At 34.2% G+C, this 21,774-nt stretch carries 16 protein-coding genes; 11 read left to right on the top strand and 5 right to left on the bottom strand.

Annotation, left to right across the window (positions count from 1 at the left end; all coding sequences use genetic code 11):
* Positions 1-248 precede the first annotated feature (248 nt).
* From AC4FQ3_RS18235 to AC4FQ3_RS18200, 8 genes are all read left to right on the top strand, one after another.
* Positions 249-1,304 (top strand): glycoside hydrolase family 130 protein, encoded by a 1,056-nt coding sequence (locus tag AC4FQ3_RS18235; protein ID WP_491182793.1) that lies wholly within the window; start codon positions 249-251, stop codon positions 1,302-1,304.
* The gene (locus AC4FQ3_RS18230) at positions 1,288-3,558 is read left to right on the top strand and encodes a glycosyltransferase (RefSeq protein ID WP_073398012.1); all 2,271 of its coding nucleotides are present in this window, start codon (positions 1,288-1,290) and stop codon (positions 3,556-3,558) included. The genes AC4FQ3_RS18235 and AC4FQ3_RS18230 overlap by 17 nt, the downstream gene beginning before the upstream one ends.
* A 478-nt stretch (positions 3,559-4,036) precedes the next feature.
* The gene (locus AC4FQ3_RS18225) at positions 4,037-4,795 is read left to right on the top strand and encodes an MlaE family ABC transporter permease (protein WP_042565422.1); all 759 of its coding nucleotides are present in this window, start codon (positions 4,037-4,039) and stop codon (positions 4,793-4,795) included.
* A 2-nt stretch (positions 4,796-4,797) separates the two neighbouring features.
* On the top strand, positions 4,798-5,577 hold the full coding sequence (locus AC4FQ3_RS18220; RefSeq protein ID WP_491182792.1) for an ABC transporter ATP-binding protein: 780 nt from the start codon (positions 4,798-4,800) through the stop codon (positions 5,575-5,577).
* Between the two features lie 24 nt (positions 5,578-5,601).
* Positions 5,602-6,468 (top strand): MlaD family protein, encoded by an 867-nt coding sequence (locus AC4FQ3_RS18215; RefSeq protein ID WP_491182791.1) that lies wholly within the window; start codon positions 5,602-5,604, stop codon positions 6,466-6,468.
* A 14-nt stretch (positions 6,469-6,482) separates the two neighbouring features.
* Positions 6,483-9,296 (top strand): AsmA family protein, encoded by a 2,814-nt coding sequence (locus tag AC4FQ3_RS18210; protein ID WP_491182790.1) that lies wholly within the window; start codon positions 6,483-6,485, stop codon positions 9,294-9,296.
* Positions 9,297-9,302: 6 nt separating this feature from the next.
* Positions 9,303-9,776, top strand: a complete 474-nt coding sequence (locus AC4FQ3_RS18205; protein WP_491182789.1) for a low affinity iron permease family protein — start codon at positions 9,303-9,305, stop codon at positions 9,774-9,776.
* Position 9,777: 1 nt separating this feature from the next.
* Positions 9,778-10,977, top strand: coding sequence for an NAD(P)/FAD-dependent oxidoreductase (locus tag AC4FQ3_RS18200; RefSeq protein ID WP_491182788.1), 1,200 nt, complete (start codon positions 9,778-9,780; stop codon positions 10,975-10,977).
* Positions 10,978-11,104: 127 nt separating this feature from the next.
* Here AC4FQ3_RS18200 and AC4FQ3_RS18195 read toward each other — a convergent pair whose 3' ends face one another.
* Positions 11,105-12,058 (bottom strand): bifunctional helix-turn-helix transcriptional regulator/GNAT family N-acetyltransferase, encoded by a 954-nt coding sequence (locus tag AC4FQ3_RS18195; RefSeq protein ID WP_491182787.1) that lies wholly within the window; start codon positions 12,056-12,058, stop codon positions 11,105-11,107.
* Between the two features lie 309 nt (positions 12,059-12,367).
* On the bottom strand, positions 12,368-13,390 hold the full coding sequence (locus AC4FQ3_RS18190) for a helix-turn-helix domain-containing protein (RefSeq protein ID WP_491182786.1): 1,023 nt from the start codon (positions 13,388-13,390) through the stop codon (positions 12,368-12,370).
* A gap of 229 nt (positions 13,391-13,619) precedes the next feature.
* Between AC4FQ3_RS18190 and AC4FQ3_RS18185 the strand changes: the two genes are divergently transcribed.
* From AC4FQ3_RS18185 to AC4FQ3_RS18175, 3 genes are all read left to right on the top strand, one after another.
* The gene (locus AC4FQ3_RS18185) at positions 13,620-14,105 is read left to right on the top strand and encodes a DNA-deoxyinosine glycosylase (RefSeq protein WP_491182785.1); all 486 of its coding nucleotides are present in this window, start codon (positions 13,620-13,622) and stop codon (positions 14,103-14,105) included.
* A 256-nt stretch (positions 14,106-14,361) separates the two neighbouring features.
* Positions 14,362-14,796, top strand: coding sequence for a DUF6526 family protein (locus AC4FQ3_RS18180; protein WP_491182784.1), 435 nt, complete (start codon positions 14,362-14,364; stop codon positions 14,794-14,796).
* Positions 14,797-15,231: 435 nt separating this feature from the next.
* Positions 15,232-16,152 carry a hypothetical protein gene (locus tag AC4FQ3_RS18175; protein WP_042565412.1) on the top strand — a complete coding sequence of 307 codons (921 nt, stop codon included), beginning with the start codon at positions 15,232-15,234 and terminating at the stop codon, positions 16,150-16,152.
* Positions 16,153-16,607: 455 nt separating this feature from the next.
* Here AC4FQ3_RS18175 and AC4FQ3_RS18170 read toward each other — a convergent pair whose 3' ends face one another.
* The 3 genes from AC4FQ3_RS18170 to AC4FQ3_RS18160 all read right to left on the bottom strand — a co-directional run bounded on the left by AC4FQ3_RS18170 (position 16,608) and on the right by AC4FQ3_RS18160 (position 21,766).
* The gene (locus AC4FQ3_RS18170) at positions 16,608-18,632 is read right to left on the bottom strand and encodes a glycoside hydrolase family 97 protein (RefSeq protein WP_491182783.1); all 2,025 of its coding nucleotides are present in this window, start codon (positions 18,630-18,632) and stop codon (positions 16,608-16,610) included.
* Between the two features lie 26 nt (positions 18,633-18,658).
* Complete coding sequence (locus tag AC4FQ3_RS18165; RefSeq protein ID WP_491182782.1) at positions 18,659-19,903, bottom strand: glycoside hydrolase family 99 protein; 1,245 nt, start codon at positions 19,901-19,903, stop codon at positions 18,659-18,661.
* 351 nt (positions 19,904-20,254) lie between these two features.
* Complete coding sequence (locus tag AC4FQ3_RS18160) at positions 20,255-21,766, bottom strand: RagB/SusD family nutrient uptake outer membrane protein (RefSeq protein ID WP_491182781.1); 1,512 nt, start codon at positions 21,764-21,766, stop codon at positions 20,255-20,257.
* Between the last annotated feature and the right edge of the window lie 8 nt (positions 21,767-21,774).

Genomic DNA, 21,774 nt, shown 5'->3' with positions numbered 1-21,774 from the left:
GACTTTTTGGGTCTGTTTGTTATTCAAATTTCTTTCTTAAATAAAAGCTTTATTAACTCTATCCAATAATTTATTAGCGCAATCAAATATAAAACACAATAAATGAGTAACTTACAAAAAAGTATCAGAATTCCAATTTTAGTCTTATAGAATTCCCATGAAAATGCTTTTGAGTTAAATTTTTAGTCGATTGGATTAATCGTACCCTTGCCTTCGATCTAATTTTAGATAATATTTAAAAAGAACGTATGGAATTGGCTACAAAACATGGTGTTGTACTTGAAAAAACCGAAAGGTCTTTTGAAGAATTAGGAGTTTTAAATCCTGCCGTTTTTCAAGACGGAAATTCAGTACACATGTTTTACAGAGCTGCAAAAAAAGGTAACTTTTCTACTATAGGATATTGTCGATTCGAAGGACCAATGACCTTAGCAGAAAGAAATACTGAACCAATCTTTGTTCCCGAATACATTTATGAAATTCATGGAGTTGAAGATCCGAGGATTACAAAAATTGATGATTTGTATTACCTCACCTATGTTACTTATGACGGAATAAATGCGTGCGGAGCTTTAGCGGTTTCGAAAGATTTGAAAAAATTTAAAAAGAAAGGAATTATTACGCCGAAATTCATTTTGAATGAATTTACAAACCTGATTAGAAAACATTTAGAAAATCCAAGTATTGCCAAAATACTTGCTTTTAATGTCAAAAGAAATTATCCTTTGACAGAAACTATTAAAGAAAATCTATTTGTGTGGGATAAAAACGTGGTTTTATTTCCCAAAAAAATAAATGGAAAATTTGTTGGATTACACCGCTTATTTCCATCTATACAAATATTTAGTTTTGAAAAGAAGAAAGACCTAACCGAAGATTATTGGAAAGATTATTTAAAAAACCTGCCTGATTATCTCGTAATGGAACCTAAATATGACCATGAAACAAGTCATATTGGCCCGGGTGCTCCTCCTATCGAAACCCCGGATGGCTGGTTGCTTATTTACCATTCATCCGAAAAAAGAGAAAAAGGATTAGTGTATCATGCTTGCGCCGCAATGCTGGATATAAATAATCCGCAGATTGTTTTATCAAGGTTAAAAATACCTCTGATAACACCATCAGAATACTATGAAAGACATGGTTATGTAAATTATGTAGTTTTTCCAACGGGAACAGCCATTTTTGACGACCTTCTTTATATATATTATGGTGCTGCCGATGACAAAATTGCGGTAGCCTCTGTGAACTTAAATGACTTATTAAACGAATTAAAAAGTAATCCCCATGAAAGCAATATCTAATAAATCAAAAATCGTTTTTTTATCAACATTTCCACCAACACAATGTGGAATTGCTACTTATACGCAGGATACAATAAAAGGTATTACCGATGTTTTTGGTAAATCTATAGCATGTGAAATTTGCGAATTGGTTAAGGAACCAAAAGAAAATCCAACACAAGCTTTTACTTTAAACACCAATAACAGAGAAGAATACTCAAAAGTTGCCGAAGAAATTAATGATGACGAAAGCGTCAAACTAGTTCATATTCAACATGAATTTGGATTGTTTGGCGGAAATTACGGCGACCATTTATTAGATTTCTTAAATGTGATCAAAAAACCTGTGACGTTTACGTTTCATACCGTACTTCCTAACCCGAACAACGAATTAAAAACATTTGTAAAATTACTTTTGAGTTATAGTAATTCTGTATTTGTAATGACCAAAAGGTCTGAAGAAATATTGATTAATGATTACAACATTCCACAAGATTTTATTACAACTATCTCTCACGGAACTCACGTTGTTGTTTATGAAGCACCGGAAACGGCAAAAGCAAAATTTGGAATTGAAGACAGAAAAGTGTTATCAACTTTTGGTCTTTTGGGCGAAGGAAAAAATATTGAAACAGGTTTAAGATCTTTGCGCAAAATTGTCGAACACACACCAAATGCACTTTATCTGATTATTGGCAGAACACACCCTAATTTAATTATTGATGGCGTAGATACATATCGTGAAAAACTAGAAGCTATTGTTAACGAATTAGACTTGCATGACAATGTTCGTTTCATCAACCAATATCTTGAAACAGAAGAACTTTTAAGCTATTTGCAGGCTACAGATATTTATCTGTTTACATCAAAAGATCCAAATCAGGCAGTAAGCGGCACTTTTTCTTATGCAATGAGTTGCGCTTGCCCAATTGTCGCATCAAAAATTCCGCATACAAAAGAAGTCCTTACAGAAGATTCAGGAATTCTGGTTGACATTGGAAATGAAGAACAATTTGCAGAAGCTGCAATAAAATTACTTTCTGATGAAAATCTAAGAGAAGAAATGGGTAAAAACGCCTTTAGAAAAACACGCGCCTGCTCTTGGGAAAATATAGCAATTGCGCACATCAATACATACAAAAAACTGATTGAAGATGCGACAGAAATTAAATTTACATATCCGCCAATTGAATTAGCACATGTTAAAAAAATGACAACAGAACTTGGAATGATTCAGTTCAGCAAAATTTCTGTTCCGGACCTTTCTTCAGGTTATACCTTAGATGATAATGCAAGAGCTTTGGTAGCACTTTGTATGCATTACAAACTTACAGAAGACAAAGCCGATTTGCCATATATTTTAATTTATCTGGATTTTATCGAGCGCTGCCAAAAACCAAAAGGTAATTTCATGAATTATGTTGATGAAAACAATCGCGAACATATTGAGCAAAATGCCGAAGTAAATCTGGAAGATTCTAACGCACGCGGAATCTGGGCATTAGGAACAGTTGTTTCTATTAGAAAAATTCTGCCTGAAGCAATTGCTAAAAAAGCTTCAAAATGTTTATTGAATTCTTTAAAATGGGCCGAAACTATTCAATCGCCTCGTTCTATAGGTTTTGCAACAAAAGGTTTGTATTTATATCATAGCGCTATTCCTAATTTATATGTGGCAGCCATTATCAATAAGCTAAACGCGAAATTGTTATACAATTATGAAGTTCATGCTACTAAAGACTGGAAATGGTTTGAAAATTATTTAACATACGGAAACGGAATTTTACCCGAATCAATGCTATATGCTTATTTGGTAACCAACAAACCTATTTATAAAAAAGTGGCTCTGGAATCGCTAGATTTCTTAATCTCTAAAACTTATAAAGGGGATAATTTCAAAGTAATTTCAAATAATGGCTGGTATCATAAAGACTCAGAACCAGCAGAATACGGAGAACAGCCAATTGATGTTTCCTACATGATTCAGACTTTAAATTCGTTTTACAGCGCATTTAAAACTCCAGAATACAAACGTTTGATGAAAATTGCCTTTAACTGGTTCTTGGGTAAAAATCATTTGAACCAAATTATGTACAACCCGGTTAGCGGCGGTGGATATGATGGTTTGGAAAAAGAGAATGTAAACCTAAATCAGGGTGCAGAATCGACAGTTTGTTATTTAACCGCAAGATTAATAATGGAGAACCTGAAATTATCAGAAAGTAAAGTGATTCCGTTAATGAAAGCAAAAACTGATATGGCTATTAACTCATAATATCTTAACTATACCATAACTATATTTGAGTAACAGATTGTTACCGTAAAATCCCTTCTTTTTCAAGAAGGGATTTTTTGTTTTTAAGAAGACTTCGAATAAAGTAAAATTTTACCGCAAAGCACGCAAAGTTTTTTTAACTATTGAGGTTTTTATAAAAAGAGAAAAGTTCGCAAAGCTAAATCAATACAAAGCTTTGCGAACTTTATGTTTTCTAAACATATGACCAGACAAAAATCTTTGCGTGCTTTGCGGTAAAATAATTAGTTCGCATAAAATCCCCCTTAAAATCTACTCCCATGCAACGTAAATCTTTTAAAGTTATTGCTTACGATGTAAATTATATAAACTTGAAAAAAAGTTCTGTAATATTTTTCGTTAACAATTAAGATAACTTTAATATTAAATAAGAAAGGAAAATACAATATGTTAAAATATTGATTTTCAATCTAATCTCACCAACTAAAAACAACTTATTTTGATACTCACTTTAAAAAATACATTCGAAGAAGTAGGAAATGCAACGTTGTTTGCAAAGCAGTTTTTTAAGGAAGTATTTATACCTCCTTACGAAACCAGACAATTTTTAAAACAATGTTATATCATCGGATATAAATCATTGCCGCTTGTAGCCATAACAGGTTTCATTATGGGACTTGTGCTTACCATGCAATCGCGACCAACTTTGGTAAAATTTGGTGCCGAATCCTGGTTGCCGGGTATGGTGGCGCTTTCGCTAATAAGAGAAATTGCACCTGTTATTACAGCCCTGATTTGTGCAGGAAAAATTTCGTCAGGAATTGGTGCCGAATTAGGCTCTATGAAAGTAACAGAACAAATTGATGCAATGGAAGTTTCTGCTATTAATCCTTATAATTATTTGGTTGTAACGCGCATTTTAGCCTGTACATTAATGGTTCCGATATTAGTTTTTTTTGCAGATGCAATAGGAATTATGGGTGGTTACGTGGGCGTAAATATTCATGGTGATGTCAATTTTCGCAGATACCTCACACAAATTATTCAGTCTCTGGAATTTCTGGATTTGATTCCGGCAACGATAAAGACTTTTTTCTTCGGATTTTTTATTGGAATGATTGGATGTTATAAAGGATTCAACGCCGCAAACGGAACCGAAAGTGTTGGTAGAGCCGCAAACTCTGCTGTTGTAACGGCATCTTTGACCATTTTTATTATAGATATGATAGCCGTGCAAATAACCGATTTATTTTTTTAAAGATGATCAAGGAAGAAAAACATATAGAAAAAGAACAGAAAGCTAAAGATAAGAAAGCGATCATCGAAATCAAGGATTTACACAAAACCTTTGGCAAAAACAATAAAGTTTTGCAAGGCGTGAATCTTACCGTAAACAAAGGTGAAGATTTGGTGATTTTAGGCCGTTCCGGTTCCGGAAAATCGGTTACTATAAAATGCATCGTTGGTTTAATTGAGCCTGATAAAGGCGAAATCAAGGTTTTTGATGAAAATGTATTACATCTTAAAAAAAGTGAACTCAATGAGATCAGGGTCAGAATTGGATTTTTATTTCAAAGCGGTGCTTTATACGATTCAATGTCGGTTAGAGAAAATTTAGCCTTTACGCTAAGAAAACACAAAAGAGATTTAAGCGCTGAAGAAATTGAAAGTCAAGTTATTGAAGCACTAGACAGCGTAGGATTAAGTGAGGCTATTGATAAAATGCCATCTGAATTATCCGGCGGAATGCAGAAGAGAATTGGCTTAGCCAGAACTTTAATCCTAAAACCCGAAATTATTTTATATGATGAACCAACAACAGGTTTAGATACGATAACATCAAGAGAAATCAGCGAGTTGATTCTCGACATAAAACATAAACGCAAAACAACTTCTATCATTATTACACACGATATGGCCTGTGCCAAACTTACTGCAGACCGAATTATGGTTTTAAAAGATGGTGTAATTCATGCCGAAGGAACATACGAAGAACTAGAAAAAAGCGAAGACGAATGGGTACGCTCTTTTTTTCAATAAAACTAAAAAACAAAAATAGAAATCATGGATAAGCAATCTGGATATACTTGGAAATTAGGAATGTTTGTAACAATTGGTTTGTTGCTTTTTATAATAGCAATTTACTTTATCGGGAAACAAAAAAACCTGTTTGGTTCAACATTCAACATCACTTCACAATTTAAAACCGTAAGCGGTTTAGAAGTGGGTAACAATGTTCGTTTTTCAGGAATAAATATCGGAACGGTTGAAGAAATCAGATTAATAAATGATTCTTCGGTAGTGGTAAGTATGGTTATCAAAGATGAAGTTCGCGAATTTATTAAAACAGATGCCCGCGCCAGTATAGGATCTGATGGGTTAATGGGAGACAAAGTATTAACGATTTCTCCTGGCGTTAAATCGACTAAAGTAGTCGAAAACGGCGGAGCCATAGCTTCTGTCAACGGAATCGAAATGAACGATATCATGAAAAGCGTTAAAAAAAGCGTTGATAATGCCGGTATAATTACTGAAGAGTTAGCCATTTTTAGTCATAGTATGAATAATGGAAACGGTGCTTTGGCGAGATTAGTTCGTGATGATAAAATGGCAAACAGCGTTTCGAATACCCTTTCAAATCTTGAATCTGGTACAAAAGGTTTCAGCGAAAATATGGAAGCTGCAAAAAGCAACTTTTTACTAAAAGGCTACTTCAAGAAAAAAGAAAAAGAAAAAGAAAAAGAAAAAGAAAAAAAGCAGGAAGAACTGAAAGAGAAGAAAGAAGAGCAAAAAGAAAAGGCTGAAAAAGCACAAAAGGAAAAAGAAGAAAAAGCGAAAGAGCAAAAAGAAAAAGAAGAAAAACAAAAAGAAGAAGACGCCAAAAAAGCAGAAGCTGAAAAAAAAGAAGCTGCAGACAAAGCCAAAAAGTAATTTAATACACGCCTATGAATTCGCCTTTCAAAAATATTGCCTTAAAAGCACTCAAAGTAACAGGAATAACAATAGCATCAATTTTGCTGTTGTTATTTCTCATTCCGCTATTGTTTCCCGGCAAAGTAGCCTCTGAAGTAAAGAAAATTGCCAATGAAAGACTGGATACAAAAATGGAGTTCTCAAAATCGAGACTTTCATTTTTTACGCATTTTCCGTCGTTAACCGTTTCGCTTGATGATTTGTCCCTTACAGGTTCTGCGCCGTTTGGAAACGATACTTTGATAAAAGCAGAACAGGTTGCTTTTGGCATCAACTTAAAAAGGCTGATTTTTGACAACGAAGTAAAAATCAATAAATTATACGTTTCCAACGCCCTAATAAACGTAATGGTAAACCAAAAAGGACAAGCCAATTACAATATTTATAAAGCTCCGGATGAAGACAAAAACAAAGCCGATAATCCCGAAGAAGGAACAGCAATTCGTTTAGAACGTATTGATCTTGAAGATTGTCACGTAAAATACAACGATCGATCGGCAAAGATTCTGATCGATGCAAAAGGTTTTAATTATGTCGGAAAAGGAAATTTGAGCGAAGATATTTTTGATTTAAATACCGATGCCAAAATTGACAACATCGATTTTTATTATAACAGAACTGCTTATCTGAGAAAGAAAGAATTACGTGCCGATTTAATTACCAGAATTAACACACATGCGCTTTCGTTTATTCTTCAAAAAAACGAATTAAGAATCAACAAATTACCTCTAACATTTACTGGTTTATTTACGATTTTACGAGACGGATACAAAATAAATATTAAGGCAGCTTCAAAAAATACAACCGTAAAAGATTTATTTTCTGTAATGCCGCCAGAATACTTAACCTGGCTGGATGAAACTGAAATTTCCGGAAAAAGTGATTTGCTTTTATCTTTTAGAGGAAATTATAATGTTTCAAAAAATCAAAAACCAGATTTAGCTTTCAATTTAAAAATCAACGAAGGCGCGATTAATTACCAAAATGCACCCGCTCCATTGACTGATTTTCAGATGGATCTAAATACCGTTTTACCTTCTCTTGATGTCGAAAAATTATTAATCAACTTAAGAACTTTAAAATTTAAGGTTGGCGAAAAAGATTATTTTACCGCTTATCTGCATAGCAAAGGATTTAACGAAATGACGGTCGACGCAAGCGTAAAAGGCGCACTCGATCTGGCTACTGTTGACGCTGCTTTGGGCTTGAGTACAATTGATTTAAAAGGAATTTTAAAAACCAATATTCAGGCGAAAGGTGTTTTTAGTACTTCAAAAAAATTATTCCCTAAAACAATTGGAGGGATTTCATTGCGAAACGGTTCTCTAAAAACAGACTCCTACCCTAACCCAATTACCGATATTACTTTTATTGCCAATGTGCTCAATAAAGCCGGAACATTTGAGGATTTGATTGTGGCTGTTGCGCCGGCATCTTTTGTTTTTGAAGGAAATCCGATGTATGTAAACGCAACGCTTTCTGACTTTAATGATTTGGCTTACAATGCTAAAATTAAAGGCGAATTGAATGTGGGCAGAATCTACAAAGTGTTTTCTCAAAAAGGTGTCGACATTACAGGCTGGGCAAAAGCCGATCTTTCTTTAAAAGGAAAACAAAGCTACGCCACAACCGGACAATACAGCAAACTGGATAATCGGGGAACCATTATTCTGAAAAATATTAAGGCAACTTCTGAACTTTTTCCTAAAGCATTTTATATCAAACAGGGAAATTTCCGTTTTCAGAACGAGAAAATGTGGTTTGAAAAATTTGATGCTTTTTATGGAAAATCAGATTTTGCGATCAATGGATATCTGCTAAATACAATCAATTACTTTCTGGAATCGCACGGAACCTTGAGCGGTAATTTCAACTTAAAATCAAAACTGATTAATGTTGATGAATTTATGGCGCTCGAAAAAGGCGAAAATACAGATCGAAATACTGAAGTACAATACGCCAAAGAAGATCATCCAAAAATGAGCGGTGTTGTTATTGTACCGAAAAACCTAAATGTTGGTTTAACGGCAAACGTAAACAAAGTTGAATATAACGGACTTGTTTTAAATAAACTAACCGGAAAAATTGGCATTACAAAAGCAGGTTTTTATCTCGAAAACACCAATTTTAATATCATCGATTGTATTTTGGGAATCAACGCTACTTATAAAGATGAATCGCCAACTTCGGCGCATTTTGATGCTCATTTTACTGCTAAGGATTTTAGTGTGCAAAGAGCTTATAAAGAGATTCCAATGTTTCATGATATGGTTTCTGCTGCCGAAAAAGCACAGGGAATTATTGGCGTTGATTATAATATAAAAGGAGATTTGAACGGAAATATGGGACCAATTTACGAATCACTTGAAGGTGGCGGAACTTTAAATCTTCGCGATGTAAAAGTAAAGGGATTGAAATTATTTGACGGAATAAGTTCTAAAACCGGACAAGACGGCCTGAATAATCCGGATATGAAAGGTATCGAAATTAAATCATCTATAGATAATAATTTAATTCATATTGAGCCATTTACATTTAGCGTTGCCAGTTTTAAGCCTACTATAAAAGGTACCACAAGTTTTGACGGATTACTGGATTTAAGAATGCGATTGGGACTTCCGCCGTTTGGTATTGTTGGATTTCCAATTGTAATTACGGGAACACACGAAGATCCTAAAATTAAAATTTTTAGCAAAACAGGTCAAAAAATTGATGACGCCGTTTATGATGAGAAAAATAACAAAGTGATTAAGGAAGAAAAAGTCAGTAAAAAACGAAAAAAATAGAATCAAATGGAAAAGAAAAAACAAAATAGCGCATTCGAAAAATTTGCTTCGCATGTTTCAAAAGCTGCAGGAAGCACAACCGCTTTTTTAAGTGCTTTTTTAATTGTGATAGTTTGGGCTGTTTGTGGCCCTATTTTCAATTATTCTGAAACCTGGCAATTGGTTATTAATACAGGAACCACAATTATCACTTTTTTAATGGTTTTTTTAATTCAGAAAGCGCAGAATAAGGATTCACTTGCCATTCAATTGAAATTAAACGAATTGGTAGCTTCCAATAAATATTCAAGCAATAGTCTGGTCGATATTGAAAGTATGACCGAAGAAGAAATGATTATTATTCAAAAATATTATCACAGACTAAGCGAGCTTGCTAAAAACGAAGTAAGTATCAAAACATCGCATTCTATTGACGAAGCACATGATCAACACGAACGCAAGGATAAAAACAGAATAAAAATACGTACCAAAACCAAATAAAATGAAGTTACGCTCATCAGAAACTTACTGGCCGTTAAAGCATGCAATGGATACAAGCTATCCGTCGTTAGACTCAGATATTACTACTGAAATACTAATTATTGGCGGTGGAATTACCGGTGCATTAATGGCATATAAACTTATTAACGAAGGAAAAAAGGTAACAATTATTGACCGTCGTGATATGTGTAACGGAAGCACTGCCGCCAGTACCGCATTACTTCAATATGAAATTGATGTATCTCTTCATGATCTTATAAAACTAAGAGGAGTTGATTGTGCCGTTAACAGCTATATAAACGGAAAAAAAGCAATTTTTGATTTGCGAATAATATGTGATGCCATAAAAAGCGAATGCGGATTTGAGTTTAAAAAAAGCATTTATTTTTGTTCTCTTAAAAAAGATCTTCCGTTTTTAAAAGCCGAATTCAAATGCCGAAAAGAGCATGGCTTTGATGTTACCTGGCTTGAAAGATGGGATCTTGAAAAAATGGGATTAAATGCCATTGCAGCAATAGAATCTAAAACTGCCGCGGTGATGGATCCGTATAGACTGGCGCAGGATTTACTCGTTTATTGCGAAAATAAAGGACTGAAGATTTACGATCGTACCAACATTACTTCTACCCAAAATCAAAAGGGAAAACTCGTTGCACATACTGAAGATAAATGTACGATAACAGCAGATCATATTGTAAATTGTACCGGTTACGAAAGTACCGAAACACTTACTGAAAAAGTGGTCGATTTAAAAAGCACCTATGTAATCACATCCGAAAGCATTCCTGAATTACCAAAAGTATTTAAAAATGCCATTTTGTGGGATACGTCTACGCCATACGTTTATTTTAGAGCAACCCCGGATAACCGAATTATTATGGGCGGTGGCGATGAAGATTTTAGAGATGCGAAAAAAAGAGACAAATTATTACCCAAAAAAGAAATTTATCTTTTAAAGAAATTCCAAAGAAAATTCCCAAAAGTCAAATTCAAATTAGATTATTCCTGGGCAGGAACTTTTGGCGAAACCAAAGATGGCTTACCGTACTTCGGAAAACCAAATCCAGACAAAAATGAACATTATGTATTAGGTTTTGGCGGTAACGGAATCACTTTTAGCGTTATTGCAATGAACTCAATTCTTGACTCTATAAACAACATAAAAAATCAGGATTTGGAGTATTATAGGTTTCATAGATAGGTGCTAAGGTGCTAAGTTGCTAAGAATCTAAGGGTTTCTATATCTTAATCTTAGCAACTTAGAACCTTTGCCACTTTGAACCTTCACTCTGTAACTTAGAACCTTAGCAACTTAGAATCTTAGAATCTCACTTAATAATAAGCTCCATTTGAATATTACAACGTTTATAAGGTGTTGCCAAACCAGAAACTTTCTCGAAACCTAATTTATGGTATAAGTTAATTGCGGGTTTAAGGATTGTATTACTTTCCAGATATAACTTTGACGCGCCAAGTTCTTTAGCATTTTTTACAATTGCTTCACCAAGCAGCCAGCCAATACTTTTTCCCTGCGCTTTTGGTGAAACAGCCATTTTTGCCATCTCAAAATCATAATTTTTATCATTCATTTTAATCAGGGCGCAAACACCAACGGGTTCATTTTGATATAAGGCAACCAAAATCTTTCCGCCTTTATCCAAAATATATTCTTTAGGATTATCCAATGCTTTATAATCTGCTTCTTCCATTTCAAAATACGTTGATATCCATTCCTCATTTAAAGCTTTAAAAGCTTCCTGATATTCGGGAGTATACTCTATAATTTGAACATCCTGGCTTTCACGCATTTTTTTCTGTTCGTTTACTCTTTTAAACAATGATTTTTGCTCCAGTAAAAATTCCCATTCTTCGAGCGCAGCCCATAAATTATGATTTGATTCAGAAATCAGAGATTCAACAGCAGCCTCAACATCAATACATTGCAATTTTATTTTTTTAGACAGGATTAATCCTTTTTCTGTCAAAGCCACAATATTTCTGCGTTTATCTGTCGTTTTTAAATTATCATTTACAAGTCCTGCGGTAATCATTTCCTGAACAATTTTACTTACTGAAGGTTGCGAATGTCCAATTTCATTAGCAATTTCAGTAATCGTAATTTCTCTTTCTTCTGTAAGTGTATAAAAAACCGGGAACCATTTTGGCATAAAATCCGCTCCATACAATTCGTAAACTTTTGCAGCATCATCTGTAATTATTGCTGTCATTAACCGCAAACGGCTTCCTAAAGCCACCTTACCTACTTTATTAAAAAAATCCATTTTATAATTGATTACATAATTAGTTATGCAAATATATATTTTTTTTTGAGATACTAAGTTCTGAGGGACTAAGATTCTAAGGTTTTTTAAGACGAAGTATATTTTCGAAACACATCAATGTGTAAAATATATCGAATTGTTAGCGTCCAATCTTTGCGTAGACGCACTGCTGTGCGCGTCTACGATTTGCAATGAGGGAAAAATTGTGAAAAAAATTGGCATAAAAATTCATCCAAAAATAAAAAAATTCTAAGATTCCAAAGTAAAAACTTAGAATCTTAGAACCTTAGTAACTTAGTATCTTATTTATCAAGCTGTAATAGCCAACGGATTCAAATTGAATTTATATTCTTTTGGACTGCAATTGAATTTTTGTTTGAAGATTTTAGAGAAGTAGCTTCTGCTTGTAAAACCAATGCAATACACAATTTCAGAAATATTCAAGTCCGACGTTCTAATTAAAATTTCGGCTTTTAAAACACGCATGTGAGTAATATAATCATTAACCGTGCGATTGTGAATCATTTTAAAACCTTCCTGCAATTTATTTGGTGACAGACCTGATTTTTTGCTTAATGATTTAATCGTAAATGGTTCTTCAGGATTGGCTTTTATAGCTTCAGAAAGTTCTTTGATTTCTTCCATTTCTCTTAAAGTCAAACAGTTTGTATCTTTTGAAGCAGCAATTAAATCATCTGTATGTTGTTGAATTTCCATAGCAAGAATAATTCTTAAAATACCTTCTTTCAACAAATTACGAACTATTCCGCTTTTATTTACAGCATTTAACTGCTCTATTTTTTCGGCAATTCTTAAATTATATGAACCTATGTAAAAGAAATCTTCGACAGTATTTTTACCAAAAAAAGTTTCTCTCACATTTTCATTCAATGAATGAGTTTGATTAACAGTTGCGTGAGTTCCTACAATAATCAAAGTAAATTTTGTTTTCTTATCTTTTTCAAAAAACAAAACATGTTCCTGATCTTGTTTAGAAGAAAGAATTGCTGTTTGAAACGTTTTCAATTTTCTTTCTTCGCCCGTAATTCCAAAACTGTGAGATAAATTACCTTTAGAACAATAAGCAAAATAAACCGGAGACGATTTTAAGTTTAAGATATTCATTCGAACGTCGGCAGAAAAAGTCATATCAAACTGCACATACGAAATATCATCATTGAATGAAGCACCGGTAATAGATCCTTTTGCAAAACTATTATTGACTTCCAAAGTATATTCATCTAAATCGAAAGTTACTTTTCCGCCTACATTTAAAGTTAACTCATCAAAAATATTTTCGATTTTCTCTGTATTTATAGTTACTATTTTCATTTTGCGTGGATTTTAAAAATTCTACATTCTATTTTTAATAGATTTTTGAGAAACTTTTAGAAACAGAAACATTTCTTTTAGACGTTGGATTTCCTTAAAAATCTATCTGTCAAAGTTCGTTTAATGACCTTCCGAAAATGTTATATAATTTTTGTAATTTGTTTTATAATTACCTCTAAATGATTATTCTAATATTTAAATTTTTTTCTTCTAAATAAGTAAATACAAAATGAAAAGTTTTTCTTTCGCTCCAATAACTTCTAATGATGCTAATATTTTGATTTTAGGCACAATGCCAGGTACTAAATCATTAGAACTCAATCAATATTACGGTCATAAACAAAACAATTTCTGGAAATTTATGTTCACTATTTTAAAAGAAGATTTTTCAGATAACTATCCAACCAAAAAAGCACTTTTGCAAAAAAATAAAATAGCACTTTGGGATGTTTTACAATTTTGTGAACGAGTCGGAAGTCTGGACAGTGCCATAAAAAATGAAATTGCCAATGATTTTGAAACTTTCTTAAAAAATCACCCTAACATAAAAACCATACTTTTTAATGGACAAAAAGCGGCGGCTTTCTTTAAAAAATACGTTCATCTTCAAAAAGAATATCACTTGATCACCTTACCTTCATCAAGTCCGGCCAATGCGAGTAAAACTTTTCAGTCAAAATTAGAGGAATGGAAAATTATTGAAACCTTAATTTAAAATTCAATATTTGAATTCTATAATAAAATCATTTTAAAATGTAACAAAAAAGGACAGCTTCTAAGATAATTTTACCAAAGGTTTTAAGATATTTAAAATAATTAATCCTTTTAATTTATATGGACTCACTACTTATAAATTATTGCCAGGGAATTAGATTATAAAATATTGGTTGTTAGTTTATTTTTAAATAAAAGCTATTCTTTATTGAATAGCTTTTATTAATTTAACACTAATATTTAATGCAGAAGAAATCATGAAAATTCAAACATATTCAAACCATATTCGGTTTTATTCATGGCATCATTTTATTTATTATCCTGTTTTGATCGCATTTTTGACAGGAAGTATATATTTTGTCTGCACCACAAACGATAAATTAATCTGGACATTTATAAGTGTCTGCTTTATTTTTTTGTTCTGTCTTGCTTTTATGCTTCGCCAGCATTATGCAATTACCCTCCAAAACAGAATTGTCAGACTCGAACTTAGGTATCGCTATTTTACGCTAACCGGAAAAAGATTAGAAGAATTTGAATACAAATTAACCGACGATCAATTATTTGCCCTGCGTTTTGCGCCAGACAACGAACTGCTTGGTTTAATCGACGATGCCATCAAAAACAACCTCTCCGGAAACGCCATCAAAAAGACAATTGTTCACTGGCGAGGCGATTATAATCGTGTCTAACAAAACCAACTTTCCATTAGTCTCTTTTAGAGGCTTTTTTTTGAACTAACCAAAATGTAAATCAAAAATACGATCAACTCTCAGTATCTTAACAATCTGGGCGTGCCACCATCCCGATAAGGGGGCAAATTTACATTGCGGTTATTCGCCCCCTTATCGGGATGCTGTCGGGCTATCCGCGCTACTTCGGTAGCTTGCTCCTATCCCTCACGCGACATTCAGTATTCATAAAAAAATATTTGAGCTTTTTAAACATTCTTACAAAATTAATTCACTAAAAAAGCATATAAAGTATCTTTATTTTTACAAAATAAAATATACAATACTGATAATCAAATAAATCTAAAAAATAATAAAATAAAAAAAGTAAGAAGAACGTTTTTTTTTGTTAACTTTAATTGCTAATTTTTGTCAATAAACCTAAAAAACAATCCTATGAAAAAATTATTTTCTTTGTTGGTTATTTCCCTTTTTTGGTTTTCAGCTCAGGCACAAACCACAGCCGAAATTCCTGCCGAAACCACTTTACCTACTTTACAAAATAATAATAATTTAGAAGATCTTCAGGATTATGATGTCAATGAATTGCCCTGGCACGCCAGACGATTTAAATTTACTGCAGGAGCATTTTTTCCTTTAAACAACACACAGGTTCAGGTTGGAAGAAATAGTACCGATACAGCAACCGAGATAGATCTTGAAGACGATTTAGGATTTTCGAAATCGAGCGTGTCATTTTTATCAACATTCGAGTGGCGTATTTCAAGAAGATCAAGACTAGGTTTTGAGTATTTTAATTTAGACAGAAATTCATCAAAAACTTTAGAAAGAGATATTACTTTTGGCGATCACACGTATAATATAGATGCCAGAATAACTGCCTTTTTTAATGTTCAGATTGCAAGAATCGCTTATGGATATGCCTTTTTATCTAAACCAAAATACGAAGCCGGTTTATTAATAGGATCACACGTTATGTTTGTCGATTTAGGGCTGCGCCTTGAAGGAGAAGGACAGAGTGTTGAATACAGAGATAGTTTTAATTTTACTGCACCATTACCGGATGTTGGAGTTTGGGGAGAATTTGTTCTGGGAGAACGCTTTGGTCTTTATGTAAATGCTAATTACCTCGCCGTAAAAATTGACAACATTGACGGTAGAATTCTGAGTTATAATTTATCTCTATTATATAATGTACACAAAAACTTCAGTTTAACAGCCGGATACACAGGACTTAATTTTAAAATTGATACCGTAAGAGAGAGACTAAACGGATATTTAAAATGGGGTTACAATGGCCCAACTTTAACAGCAGCCTATACCTTTGGAAATCATGTTAAACTTTATAAACATTAGATTTTTTTAAAGGTGCTAAGTTGCTGAGATACTAAGGTTCTAAAGTTTTAAGTTATTATCCTTGAAGCTTGAAATGACAAAACAAAAAAATCCGCGACAATCCGTGTCTTCGCTTGCGAATCAGCGTTATCCGCGTTCCATATCGCTCCTATAAACTTTTGTCGATTGAGCACGTGAGATTGCTTCATTCCTCGCAAAGACTTTACTTTTCGGAGTTTCTTTGTGATCCTTCGACTTCGCTCAGGAAGACAATCAAAAAAAAATCCGTGGCAAATCCGTGTTTTCGCTTGCGAATCAGCGTCATCCGCGTTCCATATCGCTCCTATAAACTTTTGTCAATGTGAGATTGTTTCGTTCCTCGCAAAGATTTTTCGCATTGTAAAAAACAAACCCGACATCTTCTTAAAAGACATCGGGTTTCTTACTCAAACATAACTCAAAATAAACTTAAACAATTATTTCTGTACCGGAGAAAATTTTATAGCTGTTCCTCCGCCAGCTGCGAGTTTAATATCTAAAACTGTTCTGTTATTTACTTTTTGTTTTGAAATCGCCACCGGATACGGATTTGTTTTATAATTTGCTCCTGCTCCATCGGCATAAATTTCGGCTTCGTATTCTTTTCCTGCATCTAAAAATGATAATGCTACTTTTAAATCCCGTGCCTCTTTATTTGTTATAGAACCCAAATACCAGTTTTTCTCGTCCCAGTCTTTGCGGACAATTGTGGTGTATTCTCCAATTTTAGAATCTAAAACTTTTGTATCTGACCAATTGCAAGGAACTTCTTTTACAAACTGAAATTCCGGTTTCCCTTCATAATTTTCAGGCAAATCCGAAGCCATTTGCAACGGACTAAAAACTATCACATACAAAGCCAATTGATTTGCCAAAGTCGTCTGCACGCGCGCTCCGGATGGTGTTTTATAATCAAAATTGAAATTACCCGGCGTATAATCAAACGGTCCTGAAAGCATTCTTGTAAAAGGCAAAGTTGTTAAATGTTCCGGCGTGTTTCCACCATCTACAGACCACGCGTTGTATTCCTGTCCTCTCCCGCCTTCCTGCGACATAAAATTTGGATAGGTACGCTGTAAACCTGTTCCTTTTATAGGTTCGTGGTTGTCGATCATGATGTGATATTTCGCCGCTGTTTCCATAACTTTTCTGTAATGACGCGCTCCGTATTGACTATCATGCCATTCTTTTTTGTCCAGATATTTGTTTACATAACCCGTTTTTACGGTATTTACGCCCATTTTATTGTATAGTTTAAAAGCTTCTTCCAACTGACTTTCATAGTTTTTTGTAGCACCTGCCGTTTCGTGATGTCCAATTAAACGAACATTTTTCATGGCGGCATATTTGGTGATTTCTTCCAGATTAAAATCAGGATAGGGTTTTACGAAACTAAACGCAGATCCGTCGGCAGTCCAGTCGCCGTCCCAGCCTTCATTCCAGCCTTCAACAAGAACACCGTCGAAATTGTTTTTCGCAGCAAAATCAATATATTCTTTCGTGTTTTTTGTGGTTGCACCGTGTTTTGGACCTTGTCCCCACGTGAATTTTTCCAAATGCATTCCCCACCAGATTCCAATATATTTTGAAGGTGTTATCCACGAAAGATCTTCAATCTTTGAAGGATCATTTAAATTCAGCATAATCGTAGAAGTTGTTAAATCTCCCGGATTTTTGCCTACAATAATCGTTCTCCACGGCGTTGTAAAAGGTGTTTCTGCATATACTTTTACGCCATCTGCCCAAGGCACCAATTCACTTTTGTATTGTTTATTGTTTACTTTTAATAACGTCATTGAGGCAAAATCAGTTAAATTGGCTTCGTGAATCGCAACAAATAATTTTTCTTTGGTTTCAAAAGTTGCCGGCGTGTTTATAGTATCTGTTTTACTAACAGGTGTTTTGCGATACGTACTTTCATAATAACTGTTTTCTCTGTGAACAGGAATCCACCAAACCTCATTTTCTGATTTAAAAGTAAACTGCGTTGCTTCGTCAGCAATCTTCACTTTGTTTAAATGAGGCTGTTTCGGAAAGAAATAGCGAAATCCTACGCCATCATCAAAAACCCTGAAAATAATATCAACCAAACGTTCTTCTCCTTTTGATTCTTTCAAATGAACAATCAATTCGGTGTGGTGGTCACGAACTTTTTTGAATTCGCCCCAAGGTTGTTCCCAGGTTTCATCAGACGTTTTTTCTTCGGTGGAAACCACTTCAAAACCTTCGGTCATTTTCTGGATTCCCTGAAATTCAAATCCCATCAAAGACGGCTCTATAACCGATTTCCCTTTCGATGAAAAACTGTATTGCGGTTGACCGGAAACAGTTAATTCAAAAATTAATTGTGTGGTTTTTCCAGGCGAACTGATTGTGTATGTTTTTTTAGTACCAGCACTGCAGGCGTAAATCAATATCGACGCTAAAGCAATTAAACAGTATCTATAGTTTATGTTTTTCATTATTTAATTGTATTAATTACAACTCTTTATTTAATTTCATTGATCAATTGTTTTGCTTTTGCAGGCTGTGCAGAAACAAAATAATTAAAAGCCTGATCTAATTTTTGCTGCACATCGGCATTGCTTTTCTTTTCGATTCTTAAATTGTACATTTTACTGATTTCAGGAAAAACCGATTCGGTGTTTTTTACTCCGGCAAAAGCTTTTACTTTTTCGATATACGTATAACCAAATTCTACGGTTGGTTCAAACATGGTTCCTTCGCCAAAGTCGTTCCAGGTAATTAATTGCAAAAAGTTTAGGTTGGCATTTTTAGCCAAAGCTAAAGTTTCATCCAAAGTCGCTCCATTGTTATGTTCAATTGTCCATCCAATCGCTGCTCCGCCCCCTCCTTCGGCATAAAAATCTTTAAAACCGGGATAAGCACTTCCTATTGCAACATCTAGTTTTGGTTTTGTATTGGTATAAAAATTCGTCAGGTAAGAGTTGTCTTTATACACCCACGCATATTCTCCCGAAGCATTTACTCCCGCTTCTACAGACTGATCCCAAAGTGTGACAAATGTAGGTTTTGTAGTTATGGTATTAAAAACGTTTGTCCATTCTGCTGGTGTTTGCAATACAATTGGTCCGAAGTTTAGCAACAATGGTTTTCCGTTTACTTTGATGTAGTTTGCATCATCAAAATAATTTTTCTCCATATAAGCCAAATCGGTTTTTGCTGCTGCGGTTACAGAAATTGCTTTTCCGGCATCAACAGCACTTTTGGTTACTCTGTCTTCATAAACGATGGCATATTCTAAACCAACTTTATTAAGCATGGCAATTAATTGTTCTGTATTTTCTTTGACCATTCTGTAATCAAAAACATCATAAGTGCCGTACCAATCGATTAAAACTCCATCAATTCCGGAGTATTTCATCAGTAATAAATGGTTTTCGATCACATTTTTATCGCCTGAATGGTACGGACCAATTAGGGGATAATAATACGATGCAATTTCTCTGCGATTGTTTGCGCCTATCGTGTTCGGATTTTTGTTGGCCATTGTCCAGTGATATCCCCATTTTTTGTCGGCACTGCTCTCGTTGGTTTCAAACCAAGGCATGTAGTGCACGTAAATTTTGGTGCTATTTGTTTTTTCAATCGCAACGGGCGCAATAACTTCTGGTTCTGTAGGTTTATCTGAACCTTTGTCATCGCTGCTGCAACCGGCGGCGATTAAAATATTCAAAATCCCAAAAAACAATAATGTGATATATCTTTTCATATTAATGTGTTGTTTGTTTTGTTTTTTTTGCCACTTAATTTTCTCACGCAGATTTGGCAGATTTAGCTGATTTTTTTAATTATTTTAATATTATAATCTGTGCCTAAAATTATTTCACGCAGATTTAAAATAGATTTGAGCAGATTCCGCAGATCTTTTAATTAAATTAAATCTTTTTTAATCTGCTTTAATCTGCAGAATCTGCGTGAAACAAAAACTATTCACACAGATAAAATAAATCTGCTTAATCTGCCAAATCTGCGTGAAAAAAAATCCTTTTAATCTGTAAAAAAAAATAAAAGATGTCAGCCTTCCACGACTAACCAACATGGAAGACTGACATTCCAGAATCTAGTTTACAGGATATCCGGGATTCTGATTAAGGTTTTTATTTGTGGTCATTACAGTACTCGGAATTGGAAAAATCGCTCTGTATTTTTCTGTCGCTCCTTTTTCCCACCATGAATCGAAGAAAGTTCCAAAACGAATATTATCCGTTCTTCTTCTTCCTTCAAAAGTAAATTCGCGAAGTAATTCCTTATCGACATAAGCAAGATCAATTGTAGCTGGTAATTCTGTTCCGGCGCGAGTTGCAATTTGCTGTAAAAATGGTTTTGCTAAATCTGCAGATCCTAAACGAACATAACATTCGGCTTGCATCATCAAAATTTCGGCATAACGAATTACGACAAGATCGTGATCACGTTCCCACATTTCGCCGGCTTTCATTTCATATTTACCTAAACGAACACCTTCATTTTCTTTGGCATCGGCAACACTTGTTACGGCTTCTGTGTAGGTTAAAGGTTCTCCATTATCCATCATAATCACTTGTCCGGTTGCTAAATTGATCTGATCTCCGGCAACCATACATTTTCTTCTTTTGTCTGTTGCTTCAAACGCAGAATAAACTCCCGGTTGAGCACACATTCCGTTGGCACTCCAAGGATAATCTCCAATAGCAGAAAGCGTTAATTTATGCAAATAATGACATGACATTGAACTCATATAATTTCCAACAGTTCCAGCTTTTGAATCGTACGGAATTGCAAAAATAATTTCTGGAGATTTTTCATTTTGTGTCGCAAAATTGGCAAAAAAATCAGGTGCTAATGTATAACCCGTCACTTTCTGGCACATGTCGATACAATCCTGCCAACGCGGTGTTCCAACGAATGCTTCTGAATTTAAATACAATCTTGCCAATAACGAATAAGCAACATTTTTAGTAAATTTAGAATACACCACATTCGAAGTTAAATGCGGAAGTGCGTCTAATAATTCTTTTTCTACGAAATCATAAACCTGTTTTCTGGTAGAATTTGACGGCAACGAAGTATCTTCAAAATTAACTACGATTGGCACATTCCCAAACATATCAAGAAGATTGTAATAATAATACGCTCTCAATGCTTTTAATTCGGCATAAATTGGTGCTTTTGCAGCATCTGTCAATGACGATTTATCGATTTGATAAATGATCGAATTGATCTTTGCGATTCCGGTATAGTTGTAACGCCAAGCCGAAAGAATCATACGGTTGTCTGGTTTCCAGGTGTGTTTTTGTGCATCCTGATATTGTCCGCCATCGTACCAGTTGGTTCCTCTTGTTGGAATCGTGGCTTCATCTGAAACGGTTTCGTTCAAAAAGAAAACATATTCGCAAGTTGGGTAATTGTTTGAAATTCCGTCTGCAAATCCTCTTAAAGAAGAATAAGCGCCACCAACCAATGCATCAATTTCTTTTGGCGTATTCCCAAAGTTTCCGTCTTCTACTCTATCGTACAAATCTTCATCTAAGTTTGTACATGATATCGTAAAAAGCATGCTCATCAATATTGCTGCTGTTATTTTGATTTTCATTTTTTATA

It is taken from the genome of Flavobacterium sp. AK-345 (assembly GCF_058310175.1).
Note: the sequence above shows the minus strand (reverse complement) of the source record. Positions and strands in the feature narration are given on the sequence as shown.